Origin of the sequence: Bartonella fuyuanensis (assembly GCF_014197255.1) — a bacterium.
Lineage (GTDB): Bacteria > Pseudomonadota > Alphaproteobacteria > Rhizobiales > Rhizobiaceae > Bartonella > Bartonella fuyuanensis.
On sequence record NZ_JACIFE010000014.1, the window covers coordinates 1 to 18,448 of the forward strand.

Annotated in this window: 15 protein-coding genes and 2 pseudogenes; 4 read left to right on the plus strand and 13 right to left on the minus strand. The window is 35.6% G+C overall.

The window, feature by feature from the left end; all coding sequences use genetic code 11:
• Positions 1-820: 820 nt before the first annotated feature.
• The 5 genes from GGR08_RS05590 to rpmH all read right to left on the minus strand — a co-directional run bounded on the left by GGR08_RS05590 (position 821) and on the right by rpmH (position 4,758).
• A complete protein-coding gene (locus GGR08_RS05590; RefSeq protein ID WP_183194393.1) occupies positions 821-1,513 on the minus strand; it encodes a glutathione S-transferase family protein in 693 nt (230 codons plus the stop codon).
• 140 nt (positions 1,514-1,653) lie between these two features.
• Complete coding sequence (gene yihA, locus GGR08_RS05595) at positions 1,654-2,298, minus strand: ribosome biogenesis GTP-binding protein YihA/YsxC (protein ID WP_183194394.1); 645 nt, start codon at positions 2,296-2,298, stop codon at positions 1,654-1,656.
• Positions 2,295-4,130, minus strand: a complete 1,836-nt coding sequence (yidC, locus tag GGR08_RS05600; RefSeq protein ID WP_183194395.1) for a membrane protein insertase YidC — start codon at positions 4,128-4,130, stop codon at positions 2,295-2,297. The genes yihA and yidC overlap by 4 nt, the downstream gene beginning before the upstream one ends.
• A 37-nt stretch (positions 4,131-4,167) precedes the next feature.
• Positions 4,168-4,506, minus strand: a complete 339-nt coding sequence (gene rnpA, locus GGR08_RS05605; RefSeq protein ID WP_183194396.1) for a ribonuclease P protein component — start codon at positions 4,504-4,506, stop codon at positions 4,168-4,170.
• Between the two features lie 117 nt (positions 4,507-4,623).
• Positions 4,624-4,758 carry a 50S ribosomal protein L34 gene (rpmH, locus tag GGR08_RS05610; RefSeq protein WP_005864709.1) on the minus strand — a complete coding sequence of 45 codons (135 nt, stop codon included), beginning with the start codon at positions 4,756-4,758 and terminating at the stop codon, positions 4,624-4,626.
• Positions 4,759-5,326: 568 nt separating this feature from the next.
• On the opposite strand from rpmH, the gene GGR08_RS05615 reads away from it, so the two are divergent.
• Positions 5,327-6,391: a P-loop NTPase gene (locus GGR08_RS05615; RefSeq protein WP_183194397.1), complete on the plus strand. Its 1,065-nt coding sequence runs from the start codon at positions 5,327-5,329 to the stop codon at positions 6,389-6,391.
• A gap of 904 nt (positions 6,392-7,295) precedes the next feature.
• Here the strand turns inward: GGR08_RS05615 and GGR08_RS05620 are convergent.
• The 7 genes from GGR08_RS05620 to GGR08_RS05650 all read right to left on the minus strand — a co-directional run bounded on the left by GGR08_RS05620 (position 7,296) and on the right by GGR08_RS05650 (position 14,489).
• Complete coding sequence (locus GGR08_RS05620; RefSeq protein WP_183194398.1) at positions 7,296-8,108, minus strand: pyrroline-5-carboxylate reductase; 813 nt, start codon at positions 8,106-8,108, stop codon at positions 7,296-7,298.
• A gap of 55 nt (positions 8,109-8,163) precedes the next feature.
• The gene (locus GGR08_RS05625; RefSeq protein ID WP_183194399.1) at positions 8,164-8,409 is read right to left on the minus strand and encodes a hypothetical protein; all 246 of its coding nucleotides are present in this window, start codon (positions 8,407-8,409) and stop codon (positions 8,164-8,166) included.
• A 103-nt stretch (positions 8,410-8,512) separates the two neighbouring features.
• Positions 8,513-8,893: a YraN family protein gene (locus GGR08_RS05630; RefSeq protein ID WP_183194400.1), complete on the minus strand. Its 381-nt coding sequence runs from the start codon at positions 8,891-8,893 to the stop codon at positions 8,513-8,515.
• A gap of 11 nt (positions 8,894-8,904) precedes the next feature.
• On the minus strand, positions 8,905-9,792 hold the full coding sequence (gene rsmI / locus GGR08_RS05635; RefSeq protein WP_183194401.1) for a 16S rRNA (cytidine(1402)-2'-O)-methyltransferase: 888 nt from the start codon (positions 9,790-9,792) through the stop codon (positions 8,905-8,907).
• Positions 9,793-11,105: 1,313 nt separating this feature from the next.
• Positions 11,106-12,767 (minus strand): electron transfer flavoprotein-ubiquinone oxidoreductase, encoded by a 1,662-nt coding sequence (locus tag GGR08_RS05640; RefSeq protein ID WP_183194402.1) that lies wholly within the window; start codon positions 12,765-12,767, stop codon positions 11,106-11,108.
• 3 nt (positions 12,768-12,770) lie between these two features.
• Entirely contained in the window at positions 12,771-13,691 is a 921-nt protein-coding gene (locus GGR08_RS05645) for an electron transfer flavoprotein subunit alpha/FixB family protein (protein WP_183194403.1), read from the minus strand.
• A 51-nt stretch (positions 13,692-13,742) separates the two neighbouring features.
• Complete coding sequence (locus GGR08_RS05650; RefSeq protein WP_183194404.1) at positions 13,743-14,489, minus strand: electron transfer flavoprotein subunit beta/FixA family protein; 747 nt, start codon at positions 14,487-14,489, stop codon at positions 13,743-13,745.
• Between the two features lie 517 nt (positions 14,490-15,006).
• Between GGR08_RS05650 and GGR08_RS05655 the strand changes: the two are divergent.
• The 3 genes and pseudogenes from GGR08_RS05655 (at position 15,007) to GGR08_RS05665 (ending at position 17,721) form a co-directional block, all read left to right on the plus strand.
• Positions 15,007-15,861 (plus strand): annotated as a pseudogene (locus GGR08_RS05655) (hypothetical protein).
• A gap of 127 nt (positions 15,862-15,988) precedes the next feature.
• Entirely contained in the window at positions 15,989-16,909 is a 921-nt protein-coding gene (locus GGR08_RS05660; protein WP_183194406.1) for a TSUP family transporter, read from the plus strand.
• 2 nt (positions 16,910-16,911) lie between these two features.
• The gene (locus GGR08_RS05665) at positions 16,912-17,721 is read left to right on the plus strand and encodes a TIGR02186 family protein (protein ID WP_183194407.1); all 810 of its coding nucleotides are present in this window, start codon (positions 16,912-16,914) and stop codon (positions 17,719-17,721) included.
• Between the two features lie 22 nt (positions 17,722-17,743).
• Here GGR08_RS05665 and GGR08_RS08310 read toward each other — a convergent pair.
• Positions 17,744-18,023, minus strand: a pseudogene (locus GGR08_RS08310) (DUF6460 domain-containing protein).
• Positions 18,024-18,448: the final 425 nt, after the last annotated feature.

Sequence of the window (18,448 nt, forward strand, 5' to 3'; positions counted from 1 at the left end):
TTGATTCAACATAGAGAGGTTTGAAATGAGAGAATCTTACGATATTCGAGACTCTCATTCAACATACAAAACAGTGAATTATCATTATAAATCAAAGTGTTATCCAAACAAAAGACACTTGTGCTGTTAATTTATGTACTTGTCTTAAAGAAATATGTTTCAAGGCTTCTAAATTCATTTCATGATAGGGCTTTGAATGTTAGAAACAGATGGCTTCTATGAATAATATAAAATTTATTCTGCATCACTATTTTTATGTTTTATAAGAAAGAAAATCAGCATCAATATAGGCTTTGATAGCTTTTAATGTTACAACAGCTTGTGGCATTTGAAGCGATTCATAGACGTTTTTATTTTTTCTTTAATATTTTTCTACACGCCAATTCCATTTATGACGCAGAAGAAAAAATTGGTTTGATGCAAATGTAGGGAAGATAATAAGAAAAAAGTAGTTGAACTTCATGATCAAATTAAAAAATATTTTTATTTGTCATTGTAAATCAATATTTTATCTGTGAATAAAATTACATAAAAGAGGGAAGAAATGGGGATAAACAAAAAGTCAGACTGTTTTTATATTGAGGAGAATAGAGAATAACATGAGTGGATATGTTTACTTGCTTCGCTGCTAAGAGGGGTACAGCTCTAAATAGGGTATTTAAAATCATTTCTTAAATACTTTTTATCCTAGTCTTGTGTTAAGCTTTATGATTATAAATTAATATGTTATTGTATTGTTTATACCCATGCATAAAAATTTATAAACTTAGAAGTGTTCTCTAGATAAAATATCGTTTTTACTTTTGGTTGTGAGAGGAGGTTAGAAATCAAGATCAGCATAGTGAGCACTGGCAACAATTCCGCGAACGCGATCTGTTAAAAGAGAACGAAAAGAAGGTCGTGATTTAATCCGCATATACCAGTCCTTAGCAGCAGGAGTTTGTTCCCAGTCAATTTCTCCTAGAAAGTCAAGTACAGAAATAGAAGCTGCGGCTGCTAGGTCTGCATAGGACAAGGAAGAACCGACTAAACTATCGCGAGAGGCACAGAGCCAATTGAGATAATTCATATGTGGTAAAATATTAGCACGAGCATTGCGTAAAATTTGTGAATTGGGAGCACCACCACCAATAGAGAGTGGCATTTCACGTTTATAGATTCGTTCTCGTACAATATGGCGCGTTGCTTCATTCTCAAATTTATTTAAAAACCAGTCATTTAGTCGGCGTACTTCCGCACGATCTAAAGGATTTTCGGGAAAGAGCTTATTTTCTTGTCGTACACTTCCATGTGTTTCGTCTAAATATTCGCAGATAACAAAGGTACCTGATAATGGAATTTCATATTCATCGAGAAAAACAGGAACCTGACCAGCAGGATTCAAAGCAAGAAATTCATGTCTTCTAGCCCATTCATATTCTTCAATTAGCTGAGTTGCTACACCATATTCTCCAAGAATAAGGCGTATAAAACGTGAGCCTGTGGATAGGGGAGAGTGAAAAAGTGTCAGCATAATTTACACGATCAAATAGAGTTGATAAGAATTTTTTCAAGTAATCAATTTTATAAAGATACTTGCTTAGAAGTACAAGATCGTTAGCAGTTGCTCGTAATTATGATTAATAAATTATTAATAATAAGGAATGCCTTCTCTTATACGATGCTTTGCAAAATGGCAGCGCGGAATTTTTCCAAACCGAGCCCTTTTTCTGAAGAGGTTACAAGAATTTCAGGGTGAGCTGCTGGACGTTTGAGGAGCTTTGTTTGTGTGATCATAATTAATTTTTCCAAGATATTTGATTTGATTTTATCACTTTTTGTCAAAACAATTTGATAAGAAACGGCTGCTTTATCGAGGAGGGTAAGAATATCTTCATCATTATTTTTAATTCCGTGCCGTGAATCAATCAAGATATACACACGTTTCAGTGTTGTGCGCCCCCATAAATAGCTAAAAATCAAATTTTTCCATGTATCAACTAAATTTTTAGGAGCAGCAGCAAAACCATAGCCAGGCATATCTACCAATGCTAGCGGAGGAAAATCTCCTAGTTGTCCACTGAATCCATCAGGTATAAAATAATTAAGCTCTTGCGTTCGTCCTGGTGTATTTGAGGTACGTGCTAAGTTTTTTTGTTGGACGAGTGCGTTGATTAAAGATGATTTTCCAACATTAGAACGTCCTGCAAATGCAACTTCTGGTGGTCCTTCAGGAGGGAGAAAGCGTATTTCTGGTACACCACGAATAAAAATCCAATTGCGAGAAAAAACTCCAGAAAGGGAAGAATCTTTTATCATTCATGCACTTCTTTTTTAGGTGATCTTCTCCACATAGCTTTCAGATTATCAAAAAGCTCAATTTTGACTCCTTGGCGTTTCATCATGATACCTTGCTGAATCATTGATAATATATTGTTCCATGCCCAATAGATGACAAGACCAACAGGGAAGGAAGCAAGCATAAAAGTAAAGATGATAGGCATCCATGTGAAGATCATCGCTTGGGTTTGATCTTGGGGAGCTGGATTCATTCGCATTTGTAAAAACATGGTTATTCCCATAATTAAGGGCCATGCACCGATCATAAGAAATGTTGGCGTTGTGTATGGCAAGAGTCCAAACAAATTAAAAAGAGAAGTTGGATCGGGTGCTGCTAAATCTTGAATCCAACCAAAGAAAGGTGCATGGCGCATTTCAATGGTGATATAGAGAACTTTATAAAGAGCAAAGAATATTGGAAATTGAACCAACATTGGCCAACAACCGGCAAGGGGGTTAATCTTTTCGGTTTTATACAGTTCGATTATTGCGTGTTGCTGTTTTATCCGGTCATCGGGATATTTTTCTTTTATTTCTAACAACCGCGGTTGTATAAGCTTCATACGCGCCATGGATTTATAAGACTTATTGGCTAGAGGGAAAAGAAGTGTTTTTAAGAGCACTGTAACCAGAAGGATGGCAATACCAAAATTTCCTGTTTGCTTATAAAGAATATCAATGAGGGAAAACATTGGTTTGGTGATGAAATCAAACCAGCCCCAATCAATTAAAAGAGCAAACTTGTGGATTTTCAGGTCATTTTGATAGTGATTGATGACTTCAACTTGTTTTGCACCAGCAAAAAGACGATTTGTTACAGTTCTTGTTTCATTTGGAGCAATCGTTAAAAGCGCCCCTCGCAAGTCAGATTGATAATGTGTTTGCAAGCGATCAGAATAAATAAAACGACTTGTGTATTTTTTATCTTGCGGAGGGATAACTGCTACAGCCCAATATTTATCGGTAATACCAATCCAACCTCTTGTTACTTCGGAGAAAGTTATGCTCTTTTGCCCATTATCAGAATTTGGATCAAGTTCTGCTAAGTTCTTATATTTTTCAGTTTTGAGCGAATTTCCTGCAATCCCTATCATTCCTTCATGAAGCAAATAGGTTGCATTCGTATCTGCTGGTGCTGCTGCACGTGCAACACGGGCAAAGGACGACAGATATATTGTTTGATCACTCTCATTGCTAATAGAATCCTTAATGGTAAACATGTAATGATTATCAACAGAAATGGTACGGCGGAAGATTTGGCCTTGTCCATTATTATAAACTAAAGTGATGGGCGTTGAAGGGGTTAGGGTTGTATTGTTTCCCTCGAGTTGCCAATGTGTATCAGATTGTGGTAAGACTTCTGTTGGCAAAAATGCACTGGTAAAATAAAATTCAGCAAGGTAGGTCTTTTTGAAGCCTTTAGGATTCAACAAATTGATTTCCGGTGAATTTTTATCGACTGTTAAATGATATTTTTTGAGGCGAAGATCATCAAATTGTGCACCAACAAGATTAATAGAGCCTTCAAGTTCATTGGTTTTGATTGCAATTCGCTCTGTTTTGGCCAATACAGCCTTTCGGATTTCAGGAGTCATTGGCTGATCGATGATAGATGATGTTTTGTGCGTCGAGATATCATTAGAAAAATCAGTAGTATCGATAGAAAGTGCTGTTTGTTGCTTTGATAATTGCTGTGTGATAGCTTGTTGTTTTTGTAATTTTGCTTGTTTGGGAGCAAGAAGAAATTGCCATGCGATAAGCACTACGAAAGATAAGCCAAGAGCGATGAAGAAATTGCGGTTATATTCCATTCGTACTACCTTAGTTGTTGTTTATGATGTTTTATTATTAGTTTATCCGCCGATTTAATTCACTAATCAAAGATGTAAAAGGTACATATAATACATCACGATATGCTACAATGACATAGTCTGTTCCTTCCTCCATGTGTTTCACACCAACTCTTACTGCTTCACGTAAGCGCCTTTTTATCCGATTACGTTTAACAGCATTACCGTTTTTACGGGTAACAGTGAATCCTACACGCGCAGGAGAAGATTTTCTTTCTGTTGTTTGTTCACGAGATTTAACTTCGAGTAAAAATAAAGGACCACGCCGTTTTTCTCCTGTACGGACAGCCAAAAAATCTGCTCTTTTGCGAATGCGACAGGGATGTTTTTTCTTCATATAAAGAACAGCTCGCAATCTCACTAGATGCCTATTTGCAGGTATTAGAGGTTTATAACAAAAGCTCCACAACGAAGAAATAGTGAGCAATATCAACGGTTGTGAAAATTTAAACGGTTAAGCAGAGAGCCGCTTACGTCCACGAGCACGTCTTGCAGCAATAACTTTACGTCCTCCAGCTGTTGCCATGCGTGCACGAAACCCATGGCGACGTTTACGGACAAGTTTAGAGGGTTGGTAAGTACGTTTCATTTGTTTAAATACCGCAGAGTGCGGCCCTCCTTATCTTAATTTTATGAGTAGTTATGCGCTAGATGAACAATTTTATCTTATCATATGGTCGTTAATCCATAAGGAAAAATATAAAAAAAGTCAATCTTAGATTGTTTTTCTCTTTTTGGAAAAAATACAAAATACTTTCATACTGTTTGTGATATTTTAAAGCGTCAAAAAATAATATTGGATGTTCAGAAAATAAATGATCGAAGCGTTAAAGAATTAAGGAAAGTGTGACTGATTGTTATATGCTCAATTAAAAATATAATTTAATAGTAAGAGGTTTTCTCAATTTTGACTTTTACAAAATTCTTGCCAGAATATTCATTAAAGTGATTGTAGAATGAGCATGGTTGATAGGAATTTATAGCAGATTTTGTGTTTGAATTTCCTTAATTCTAAGGAGAGTTTCGTATTTTTAAAGAGATAAGCTATAAGTAATTTATACTTGATAATTCTGAGTAAAGTAGAAAGTTATCAAGTGCTAAAATTGTCAGTGTTCTTATGTTTGTATTTGCTGGTATTTTTATAGAGAGGAAGAAAAGTGAATCCTATTACAAATGAGGCTGTCCTCAACGTGTTACGTAAAATCAAAGGACCAGATCTTGAAAGCGATATTGTGACATTGGGACTTCTTTCAGAAATATTGATTGCTGATGGTAAGGTTTTCTTTTCCATTACCGTTCCTGATGGATGTGTGCATGAATGGGAGTCATTACGCCGTTCTGCTGAAAAGGTGGTGTGTGCTTTGGAGGGGGTGGAATCTGTTTTTATCACTCTTACAGCAGAAAAAACAGCAAAGAGATCTACGCCTCGACACAGAGCAAATCTCTTACCTGTAAAAATGCCTATAAGAGGTGTGCGACATGTAATTGCTGTTGCTTCTGGAAAAGGGGGAGTTGGAAAATCTACGATGGCGATAAATATCGCTTTAGCTTTACAAGATTCTGGTTTCAAAACGGGGGTGATGGATGCAGATATCTATGGCCCATCCTTGCCACGTTTGACAGGACTTGTTAATCAAAAACCACAACTCATTAACGGAAAAAGGATTCAACCTCTTGAAAAATTTGGCCTTAAATTGATGTCGATGGGATTTTTGGTGGAAGAAGAAAAGCCAGTAGTATGGCGTGGTCCTATGGTTATGGCAGCTGTAACGCAATTGTTACGAGATGTTGTCTGGGAGCCTCTAGACGTTTTGGTCGTTGATATGCCGCCGGGTACAGGGGATGCACAATTAACGCTTGCGCAACAGGTACAATTAACTGGTGCGTTGGTTGTTTCTACGCCTCAGGATCTCGCTTTAGTTGATGCGCGCAAAGCGATAGAAATGTTTATGAAAGTCAATGTTCCTATTTTGGGACTCATTGAGAATATGAGTTATTTTATTGCTCCTGATACAGGAAAACGCTACGATATTTTTGGCTATGGTGGTGCACGGGCAGAAGCAGAATGTCGAGAGGTACCTTTTTTGGCAGAAATACCGCTTGATACAGCTTTACGATTTTCCTCAGATGAGGGGGTTCCTATTTTTATTTCTAAGCCTAGGGATGAGCATGCTAAATTATATCGTACAATTGTTGATCAAATAAAAAATAAACTCTTTTGAATGCATATTTATTTAAAAACGTTTGCTAAAACACAATTATGAAATACATAAAAGTAGTTGTTTTTTTATAAGGGAAAGTCTTAATGTTTGAATGGAGCAGGTTAAACAAATAAAAAATTAATCATATACTTGGTAATTGAAGGGGAACAAAATTGGAGCGTTAAAGCAAGGAGATGAAAAATATAGGCTTTGATTCTAAAAGAAGAAAATAGAAAGTGAAAATAATTTAGGAAAATTGTAAAAGCTTATCAAAATATTTTAAAAATCAATCATTTTTCATAAAATGGTATCTTATCCCAAGTGTTAAAAAGCGTTTTTCGATGTGAGTTTATTCGATATAAATCTTAATACTATAAAGTTTGTTGGGAAGGTGGAAAAATAAAGTATTTTGATGAAATGGATATTTGAGTCATAACGAGAGATGTTTTTTCATTTCTAATGAGGTGGATTTGAAAAATGTAAACTGAAAAAACAATAAACTTTTTAATAATTTTTAGTGCTTTTGTTAATAAAAGCTAGTCGGGATTTTATTGTTTTATATCATGCTGCTTTTTGGTATTCTCTAGCCCAAATATGTTTATATAGTTTTCTCAATTTAATTTTTATAAAAAGGCATTCATAAGTGTTTTGTAAGGATAAGTAGAAGTAAAGCCAAAAGATATTATGTTTATTTACAAAGTATCGGATAAAAGTTAGATATTTCTTCAATTCATTGATATTCTACTGCTCATTTGATGATTTTATAGGACTCTTTTCCCTATAAAATCTGTGTTTTTTCGGTTAGATTATAGAGATAAGTATTAAAAAGCCTGGTTATCCTGCTCTTGAAATATGTACCAGTAGACAATTTTATCAATTCAAGTTCACGAAAAGCTAAATAAAAGTACGAAGGACTCTTTACTTATTAAGTTGATAAAAAATGTTGGTCAGTTTTTTTAACAGCATTCATTTTTTGCAAAGTAGTCTCAAGAGCTGTTGTTAAAGCACTCTTTCCACCTTGATGAGAAAAACAATTTGACAGAAATTCATTTGTTCCTCCTTTTGTTGAAAACTCTTTTTCAAGTAGTGCAAAATCGAGAGATCCAGAACGATCCATTGCTATAATTTTACGCATTTCATCTGTAAGATTTCCAAACATCATGGTAAGAAACTCTGCCGATTGTTGTTTTTTTAATCCCTGTGTTATAAACCATTGATGAGCTGTTTCTATAAAATTAAAATACACTCCCATAAGTGAACCAGCAGTCATAAAAAGATTAAACTGCTCTTCCTTATCCAGCACCAATGTGCCCCCCAATGCATCAAATAGAGTGCGTAAAAAGGGATGATCGGGATAAATTGGTGTCAAATTTTTGCATTCTGCAACAAAAGGTAACGGAACAGCACGATAAACTTTATGATTGATCCACTCTTCCACTTCGGCTGCTTTTGCCATAGCAAGTACGGAAATAATCAGCTGTTCGGGACGGAAACGAAGAGAGCGCAAAACGTCTTCTGCAATTTGGTTGGGCAAGCAAAGAAAAACACAATCACTAACATCTAGCAACGCTTGGTTATTTTCAGCAATAATAACTTTATCATAAGTGTGTGAAAGATGCTCTGCTATTTGTATATTGCGCGATGAAACAATAATGGAAAAAACGTCAAAAGTGCTTGTCATTAAACCATGCACCATTGATGCACTAATTTTACCTGTTCCCAAAAAACCAAGTTTCATTTTTATTCCTCAGTATTATATTGAAAAAGAAAGTTCAATCAACGCTTTATGTGTTTTAACTAACATAAACGCTAATTGAGGAAGTAACACATAAAATAGCAAGAATAATCAAGACCAAATAGATTTTTGGCTTGTCAAATAGAATGGCAAAAGCAGAAAACCAACCAACAACAGCGGCCGCTAGTGCAAATAAAAAACCTGGCTTATTCATAAGTACAATATGCATTGCCATTAAACCACCAATAATCAGAGCTCCAAAAACAATGAGCAAGCCTGTTGCAAACTTTTCATAATCATCCATATTTTTCTCCCTATAGCGCTCAAATTGTCACATACTTTTTAATGCACATGCATATAAAAACGAAATGTTTTTGACCTAACATGGTTAAAACGGTAACCTCCTCTTATTTATCAGATGTAAAAAATGCGGGTATATGCTGTGGCCAACGCCAAGGTAAAATTGCAATCAAATCAAAGCGTACAGACAAAAGGGCATAATCTTTTTGCCGTGCTAGCCAAATATTAGCTGCTGCCTCAATTCGCTTTTCATTTATTCGGGAAACTGCTTCCATTGCTTCAGTTAATGTTGAACGTGCTTTAACTTCAACAATTAAAACCAGATTTCCGCGCCGTGCAATTAAATCAATTTCACCACACTTTGTTTTAAAACGCATTTCAGCAATGTAAAATCCTTTGCAACGCAACCACCATGCTGCCAATTTTTCTGCACGAATTCCTCGAGAAAAAGATTTTTGTTTCTGTTTTTTTTGTCTGTCTTCACACATTATTTTACATTTTATGAATTTTTTAAAAAATTTAATCGCTGAAAAAGTTTCTGTTTTTTTAAACCGGTCTTTTTTGCAACTAAAGCTGCTGTTTGAGCCGCAGAATGTGTTTGAGCGAGTTCTAATAACATTTCATCAATTTCTTGATCACTCATCACTTTTAAAGAGGAAAGTGATTCTCCAACAAGCACAACAATTTCTCCACGAATATGTGTCTGTTTTCTGTAACTTTCCAACAATTTTCCCAAATTGGAAACATCTACTGTTTCAAATTTTTTTGTTAGTTCACGACAAATTGCGGCAGGTCGATCAGCCGAAAAAAAAGTAACCATATCCTGTAAAGTTTCAATGAGACGATGTGGTGATTCATAAAAAATCAAAGTTGTTGGAATTTCTTTTAATTTTTCCAATTGTTTTTGACGCTGTACCTTGCGTGCACTCAAAAAACCTACAAAGAAAAAGCTATCCGTAGGAAGCCCTGTCGTAATAAGAGCGGCTAGAAAAGCTGATGCTCCAGGAATAGGAACAATTTTATGCCCCGCTTTTCGTGCCTCTTTCACCAATCGAAATCCGGGATCAGAAATAAGTGGCGTTCCTGCATCTGAAATAAGCGCTACCGTTTTATTTTCTGCTAAAGCTGCTAAGAGCTTTGGACCTGCTTTTTGTGCATTATATTCATGATAGAGAAAAGGTTTTTTTTGAATAGCGTACCGTTCCAGCAAAATACGTGTTACCCGCGTATCTTCACACGCTAAAATATCAATTCCTGCAAGTACTTGCAAAGCACGAAGAGTAATATCTGCGAGATTTCCGATAGGTGTTGCCACAAGATAAAGCCCTGGTTCTATAATGGGTGCAGAATAAGCATGTGCACCTATAAAATATGCTTTTTCACACATGCTTTTTTCTCTTCATTAAATTTCCCTCACCACAAGATTTTTATCCATACTTATAAGCTTTATAGGCTAGTTTTGCTTGTTTTCTATCGGCATATTTTTTATTACTATAAAGATCTATCTTTTTCGAATAATCGATAGCATCACAAGAAAATAATTTCACATTCATTAACATTATCGTCTATTTTGATAAGCATTATTTTTTCCAGTGAAATGGACTCTAGATGTGATCAACATCCTAGCCGCTTTATAATTTTCTATAAAGTTTTTTCTTTGAGAACTAAAAAACAATTTTATCCATGCCTACTCTATCTCATGTTTGGATGTATTCTTTTAAAAAGCTAAACTTTTTAGACTATCCCCATAACACCCATTTTTCTAATGTTTCATCCGATATCTAAACTGTTTTTCTGAGCAAACGGAAACAGATTCTTTTTAAACATAAACAATTAACTGTATCGTTATTGATCAAATATAAATTCTTATAAAAAATATTTCATTTTGTCATTTTCTCTTTCTCTACAAACTTATTTTCGTTTCAAAGATTACTCAAATCGAAGTGGAATAGAGTGGGAATGAATTGGAGAGATATTTGGTTTATTTCAAAGATTATTTCCGATAATGCTAATACTTATAGTTTTTCGTCTGTTTATTCTTATGATCTTTGTACACATTCTTTGCATTATATCTGGAAAGGTTAGAGACAAGGGAATGGATAGGTCATCCTTGATTCGAGGATAAGAGGGTGCGGTGATTTTCAGATTTTTTGTGCCTAATTAGTAGAAACATTGAAAGTAATTAAATAAGCATGCTCTCTATCATGCAATGTTTTCTTTTTCTACATTCATTCTTGGTCTGCTTTAGTGAAAATTGTTTGTTAAAGAGTAGGAGATAAAACAAACTTGAGGTACATTTCTAGGAGTTTTACTCTTGGCTAGATGAAACGGTTGCTATTGCGTAGAAAGGGGTCAAAAGTATTTTGGGTCATGGACGGGAGAAGGCAAAGCAGAACAGGATTCTCTTTGTACAGACTTTTGAGCGCAGTGGCTGTGTTTATAGAAAAATGATTAAGGTATCTTCGCTATTGTTTTGTCATTTAGATAAAAAATTTTGATAAAAATATATTATATTTTTCCGTTGAAAAAAATTATGTGGTGGAAGAATATTTTAGATGAGAATAGAGTCCAGTTTCCCTTGTGAAAAAGCGTATGCAGGAAGGTGATTGATAGATTTTTGATCTAAGATAAATATTTTTATTTATTGAATTTTGTATACTTCAATTTTAGGCGAGTGAACAATAATTAGATATTGGAGGATTACATATTGGGATAAAAAGGGCCCTCATTGCCTTGTGGACAGGTCCAGGTGATATTTTGGTTGGGATCTTTAATATCGCACGTTTTACAATGTATGCAATTTGAAGCGTTGATAATATAAGTCAGATGATTATCATGATTAAGCCATTCGTAGACAGCGGCTGGGCAATAGCGTGTAGAAGGTCCTCCATAGATTGCATATTCAGAGTCTTTTTGTTTTTTTAATGAGGCTACTTTTAAATGGCAAGGTTGATTTTCTTCATGGTTTGTATTGGAAAGGGTAACACTTGAAAGGCGATCAAAAGTTACAACGCCATCTGGTTTTGGGTAAACAATGGGTTGAAATTTTTCTGCTGGTTCAAGACATGCATAATCTTCCTTTCCGTGGGAGAGTGTTTTAAATAAGGAGAATCCAAACAGCTGTTGCCACCACATATCAAAACCGGCAAGTTTAATTCCATATTTTGTTCCATATTTTGCCCAGAGCGGTTTGGCATTTCGTACTTTGTAAAGATCTTTACCAATGAGCCCTTTTCGCCATTGTTCTTCTATTTCTTTGACCTCATCGTGAGCACGTCCTTGTGCAAGAGCGGTAGCGATTTTATCGGCAGCTAATATACCAGATAAGATAGCATTGTGTGATCCTTTGATACGAGGAACATTGACAAAGCCAGCAGAGCAGCCAATAAGCGCTCCACCAGGAAAGGTGAGTTTTGGCACAGATTGCCAACCTCCTTCGCTGATAATACGTGCACCATAGGAAAGACGTTTTGCACCCTTGAAAATTTCATAGAGTTTTGGATGTGTTTTAAACCGTTGGAATTCTTCAAAAGGAGAAAGATAAGGATTTTTGTAATCTAAGTGCACTACAAAACCGACAGAAATGACATTGTTTTCTTGATGATAAAGAAAGCCACCACCACCGGTATTATTGTCTAAGGGCCAACCGATGAAATGTTGCACTAAACCGCGTTGGTGTTTGTGAGAATCAATTTTCCAGAGTTCTTTGAGACCAAGACCAAATTTTTGTGGTTCACGATTTTTGCTAAGGTTGAAATCTTGTATTAGTTGTTTTGCAATTGAGCCGCGTGCTCCTTCCGCAATCAGAGTATATTTTGCTAATAAAGCCATACCAGGTATGTAATTTTTTCCAGGAGTTCCATCTTTGTTAAGCCCCATATCACCGGTGAGAACACCAATGATAGCTCCATTATTGTTTTGAATGGTCTCTGTTACGGCAAAGCCAGGATAGATTTCAATACCCAATGCTTCAGCTTTTTTGCTTAGCCAACGGCAGACACTCCCAAGTGAAACGATATAACACCCATCATTTGATAAGATTTTTGGCTGCAAGATACCGGGTAAGATTGTCGCTTTTTGGGGCTTTAGAAAAAAAAACTGATCACGGGTAACAGGGGTTGTGAAGGGATGGTCGTTGTCATTTCTCCATTCTGGTAAGAGTGTATCGATACCAATAGGGTCAATAACTGCACCAGAAAGAATATGTGCACCAACTTCAGTACCTTTTTCAACGACTGTGACGGAAAGTTCAGGGTTAATTTGTTTCAAACGAATTGCAGCAGAAAGCCCTGCTGGTCCTGCTCCGACAATGACGATGTCAAACTCCATACTTTCATATTGGCCATTCAGAGGTACTTTCATGGCTTATAAAGCTTTCTCCAATTCTGGAATGATTTGGTGGAGATCACCTACAAGGGTGTAATCGGCAATTTGCATGATAGGGGCTTCTTCATCTTTATTAATAGCAACAATAATTTGTGCATCCATTATACCGGCTAAATGCTGGATCGCTCCCGAAATGCCAACGGCGATATAGAGTTGAGGTGCAACAACTTTGCCTGTTTGTCCAATTTGCCAATCATTAGGCGCATAGCCTGCGTCAACTGCTGCGCGACTAGCACCTAAAGCAGCATTTAATTTATTTGCAAGGGGAAGAAGAAGTGCCATAAATTGCTCTTGAGAACCAAGACCACGCCCACCTGATATAATAACACGTGCTGAGGTAAGATCAGGACAATTACTTTTATTGGTTTCTGCTTTTACGAAAGAAGAAAGATTTGGATTGGGAGCTGGTGGTATTGTTTTAATGGGGACTGAGTTATGTTGAAAGGGTGTTGGGGTGAAAGAAGCCGTGCGAACTGTTATAATTTTTTTTTGTTCATTGGTGCGTACAGTTTCAAGTGCATTGCCTGCATAAATTGGTCGTTTGAAAGTATTGGTTGAAAGAACGGCGGTAATATCTGAAATTTGCATAAGATCAAGAAGAGCTGCTACGCGCGGCATTACATTTTTTCCAGTGCTGTTGGATGCAGCTATGATTACATCATAATCATTTGCTAACTTAATAATTGTGTCTGCGATAGGTTCGGCGAGTTGATGTGCTAAATAGTCTGCTTCGGCAATAAGAATTTGCCGCACACCATTCAGTTTAGCACTTTTTTCCGCTATCGTTTGAATTTTTTCTCCGCAAACCAAAATATCGATATCATCATTGAGTGCGCGCGCAACGGTGAGTGTTCTTGCGGTTTCTTCTGTATTATGATCGGCCAATAAAAGAATTGCCATAAGTTTTTGCCTTTTTATATGAGTGTTTCTTTTACACTAGTGGTGAGAATATTAAATACAATTTCTTTGTTTTAGTGCACTGACCAGTTCTACTACATTTGCCACTTTAATACCGGGCTGACGCGGTTTTGGCTCTTCAATACTTAAAATTGTTAAGCGTGCTTTCGTATCAATGCTAAGATCAGCAAGAGCTTTTTGTTCAATAGTTTTCTTTTTGGCTTTCATGATATTGGGTAGAGTGGTATAGCGCGGTTCATTTAGCCGTAGATCGGCAGTCATAACTATGGGTAGGGGAAGACAAAGGGTTTGGGTACCATTATCAACTTCACGGGTAACTGTCGCATGCCCATTTTCTATATTAAGATGGGAGGCAAAAGTTGCTTGGCCCCAACCGAGAAGAGCAGCGAGCATTTGTCCTGTTTGGTTGTTATCATCGTCAATTGCTTGTTTTCCTAAAAAGACCATATCGGGTTTTTCTTCATCAACAATGGCTTTGAGAACCTTAGCAATTGCTAAGGGTTCAAGTGTTTGATCTGTTGTGACAAGGAGTGCACGATCAGCCCCCATTGCAAGTCCTGTTCGTAGAGTTTCTTGGGTTGCTTCTGGGCCAATTGAAACAAGAACAATTTCTGAAATTTTACCGGATTCTTTTTGGCGAATTGCTTCCTCTATGGCTATCTCATCAAAAGGATTCATAGACATTTTTACATGAGACAGATCAACGCCTGTACCATCAGGTTTAACGCGGATCTTGATATTATAATCAACAACACGTTTAACAGCGACAATTATCTTCATGATGATCCTCTTTTATTTGTATGATTATAAGTTTACAGCAATAATCATAAGAAACCAAATTGTTGAGAATGAAGTCCCATTGATAACTTGTATTCTCTTTACATATAAGCTTTTTTTACGTTTATTGCATTTTCTTGGTGTTATTTTCAATCTTCATATCTTTTGTATTTTTACAATTGCCTTATTTGCTTGAATAAAAAGTAAAAAAATCAATATGTCTTATGAGAATATTCTTTTTTAGTTTCATATATTTTGTTTATGATGGTGCAATAGGTACTTTATGCAATGAAAAATAAAAAATAGGGGAATGATTTTGCTCTTCAAATTTTGTGCACAGAAAAATTTTGTGCACAGAAAAATTAAAGATCTTTCTTAAATATTCGGGATAATAGAGTAAGAAAAATATTTCTGGAAAGAAAATTTTGCGATTTTTTAAAACTATATTTACTAAAATAGATCATACTTCCTAATCATTTGCGCGATTCTTTATTAGAAGATTAATGAGGGGTAGACATTTGTGAATACGAAAGGTCATACGATCGACCGGGCAACCAATCAAATTAGGAATGATAAATTCTCTTCTGTTGAGCAGAAAGAGAGAGTGGATACGTCTGTGGAAGCAACAATGGCGGATATTGCTCAAAAATTACGCACTGTTTATGCACAAATGCAAATGAAGATCCCCCCCCGTCCTTTGATACGGCAAAGTTTGGTAGAAGAGCATTTTAAATCTTACTTAGATGATATTAGTCGAGCCATTTTAGCTGAATATTATATACGTCGTCAAAGGGAAAAAAAGCTTTTCCAGTCTTTAGAGCAGATTAAAACAATTGTTCAAAGTTTGCATAGTGAAAAAAAAAATTCAGAAGAGGTCGTAGTAACACGACGTATGTCGCGTTCAAAATTTCCTGATTCTGTTGTACAAAAACTTGCCCATATGGAATGTGAGGAAAATCAAGAACGCTTATCACTTCAAAAGGTACAAGATTTTTCGAGATCAAACGGTATAATTCCACTCCAAACGAATGTTGAAAATGTGTTGCAGAAAAAAAATAAAAGCTCTTTGCCAAGTGATGTTATGAATCCTCCTTGTAAAAAAAAGACTGAGGAAGTAGGGGAGTATGCTGTGATAGAAGAAAAGGAAATGGATGTGCAATCATCTAATCATAGCATTGAGAATAATTTTTCTTCTTTAAAGGTGCGGTCTCGCGAGAGTAGCTCGTTTTTAGCTTATTGGGTAAAAAAAGTGTTCTTTGTTTTTTAATCATTGCATTTATAGTAGCGATAACATTATGTCTTTGATAGCTTTTTAAAGGAGATTGCTTTTTTTAGTTTTTATGATGTTGATGTGAAATGTAATGTGCATTCATGATTGTAGAAAGCTATAGAGCAGCTAGAATTATCCTTTTATACGCAACAGAGATTATTGGAAAAGAGGATAATTGGAGAAAGACTCTCTAATTGTTAAAAAGCTTTAAATTATCTTGAAAGTGCTATAAGTGAGTATTTATTTACCAATTGCTGAAATGTCACTCAATATGCTGATCTTGATTGGTATGGGAGTTGTTGCTGGTTTTTTTTCAGGACTTTTTGGAATTGGTGGTGGTTTTCTTATCACGCCTTTATTGATCTTTTATAATATTCCTCCTGCTATTGCTGTAGGAACAGGTGCTAACCAAATGATTGCATCCTCTGTCACAGGGGCGATTACACATTTTAGAAGGCGTACGCTCGATATCAAACTTGGTATCCTTTTGGCAATTGGAGGAGGGATTGGTTCTTTAATCGGAATTCAGATTTTTTCTGTTTTGAAAAAATTAGGTCAATTAGATTTAATGGTTTCGCTTCTTTATGTTATTCTTCTTGGAAGTGTAGGAAGCTTGATGATTATTGAAAGTTGGTCTGATATGATGCGCAAACGTAAGGCAGAAAAAGCCAATATTCGGCTTGCTGGTCGACATAATTGGATTCATCGATTACCGTTAAAAATGCGTTTTCGGACATCTATGATATATGTCAGCATTATTCCAGTTTTAGGGATTGGTTTTATTGTAGGGTTGTTGTCTTCTGTTATGGGAATTGGTGGGGGATTCTTTATGATACCGGCATTGATCTACCTGCTGCGTGTTCCAACCAGTGTGGTGATTGGGACATCCCTTTTTCAGATTACATTTGTATCTTCTTTCACGACAGTTTTGCAAAGTATGACTAATCAGTCCGTTGATATTGTCTTGGCTTTTTTGTTAATGCTTGGAGGAAGTATTGGCGCGCAATATGGAACACGGGCTGGACGGAAGTTAAAGGCTGAACAGTTGCGGATGGCACTTGCATTTTTGGTGTGGATTGTGTGTTTGCGTCTTGCTTTTCAATTATTTATACGCCCCGATAATCTTTTTTCTCTGGATATTCTTATGAGATAAAAATGGGTAGATTATTTCCTTTATATATCATTACAGGTTGCTTTTGTTTTGTTTCCTTTTCCACATGGTCACATGTTGGGACGACAGCTACCTTCATTGATCAAGTTGATCATGAAACTATCCAAATTATTGTAACAACGAATATGATTACTGTGGATGCAAATTTTGCTGGTCGTGATCTTTATATTGCTGGTGTTTTGGAAAATATTGACCCGTTATATTCTCGACAGAACCGTTATGATGTTATTGTAAGCTTGGAGGGACAAGACCGGACAATGGTGATGCGGGAAAAAAAACGTAACGCTGGTGTATGGGTTAATACAGATTCCCTTGTTTTTAAAAAGGTTCCTTTTTTTTACTCTATGATCACAACACGTGAAATTGACGATATTACGAGCATTGAAGATTATAAACGCTTGGGGTTAGGGTTACTCTATTTACCATTGCAGACTGATGAACAAGATCAGAAAAAAATACAAATCTTTCGCGATGAACTTATAAAACTGCAAAAAGCTAAAAATCTTTATTATGAGGAAGTCGGTGGTGTTCGTTTTGGTTCTGATACACTTTTCACAGCACATTTTCGTTTGCCGGCAAATATTCCTGTTGGACATTATAAGGTCCATGCTTATCTTTTTCGTGATAGCCAGTTTATTGATAGCGCTACAACGACTCTTGAAATTGTTAAAGCACATATCGCTTATACAATTTTTTATGCAGCACATAAGTATCGTTTCTTATATGGTATTGTTGCGGTGATTATTGCTGTGACGACAGGGTTTTTATGTCGTTTGATGTTTCGAAAAGATTAGCGCAGGGGAAATGTTAAGACTTTTATTTTTTATGGAAAATGCGTAAGATAAAAAAATAGGCACAACAATAAGAGCTCCTATCATGGTTATGTGAAAGAGTTTGTGAATGTTATAAATCCTGTTTTCCATAGAGATTGAAGAAAAATTATTATTTTATGGATAATTTTTCAAGGAGTCCATCCAAAAAAATTCATTACAATGCCAATGAAGAATGAAAGGATGAGCAATTTTAAGCTAACACGACTTAATGTTCCTCCAAGAAACGCATGAAAGGAAACTGTCAATTTTCTCTTGCGGTTTATTTTAATATACTTTCAAATATCTCGTTTTTTCATTGTATCATCATAGTACAGTTATATCTTTATCATAAAGAAGGAACGTTTTTTTATTTTTTCTTACTTTTTTGAGTTTACCACCTCAGTATTTATGTAATATCAGTACAATTTTTTTGAAATACATTCGTATTTTATTGTATTTTTTGCACTATTTTATGGAATTTCTTTTCTTAAATGAAGTGATATCCTGTCGTTTCTAAGAATTTATAGAGAATTTTTTATAATGTTTCGATATTTCACATTAGGGTGAGGGATTTCGTACGTTGAAGTCTTTGTAACGACCTTATTATTATCGTATATAAAAATAATATTTCAAGAAAGTTTATTAAAAAAACTACTTATTCTGATAGTGGTGTTTTTGTATAGGTATTATATTTGGGTATTTCAACCTT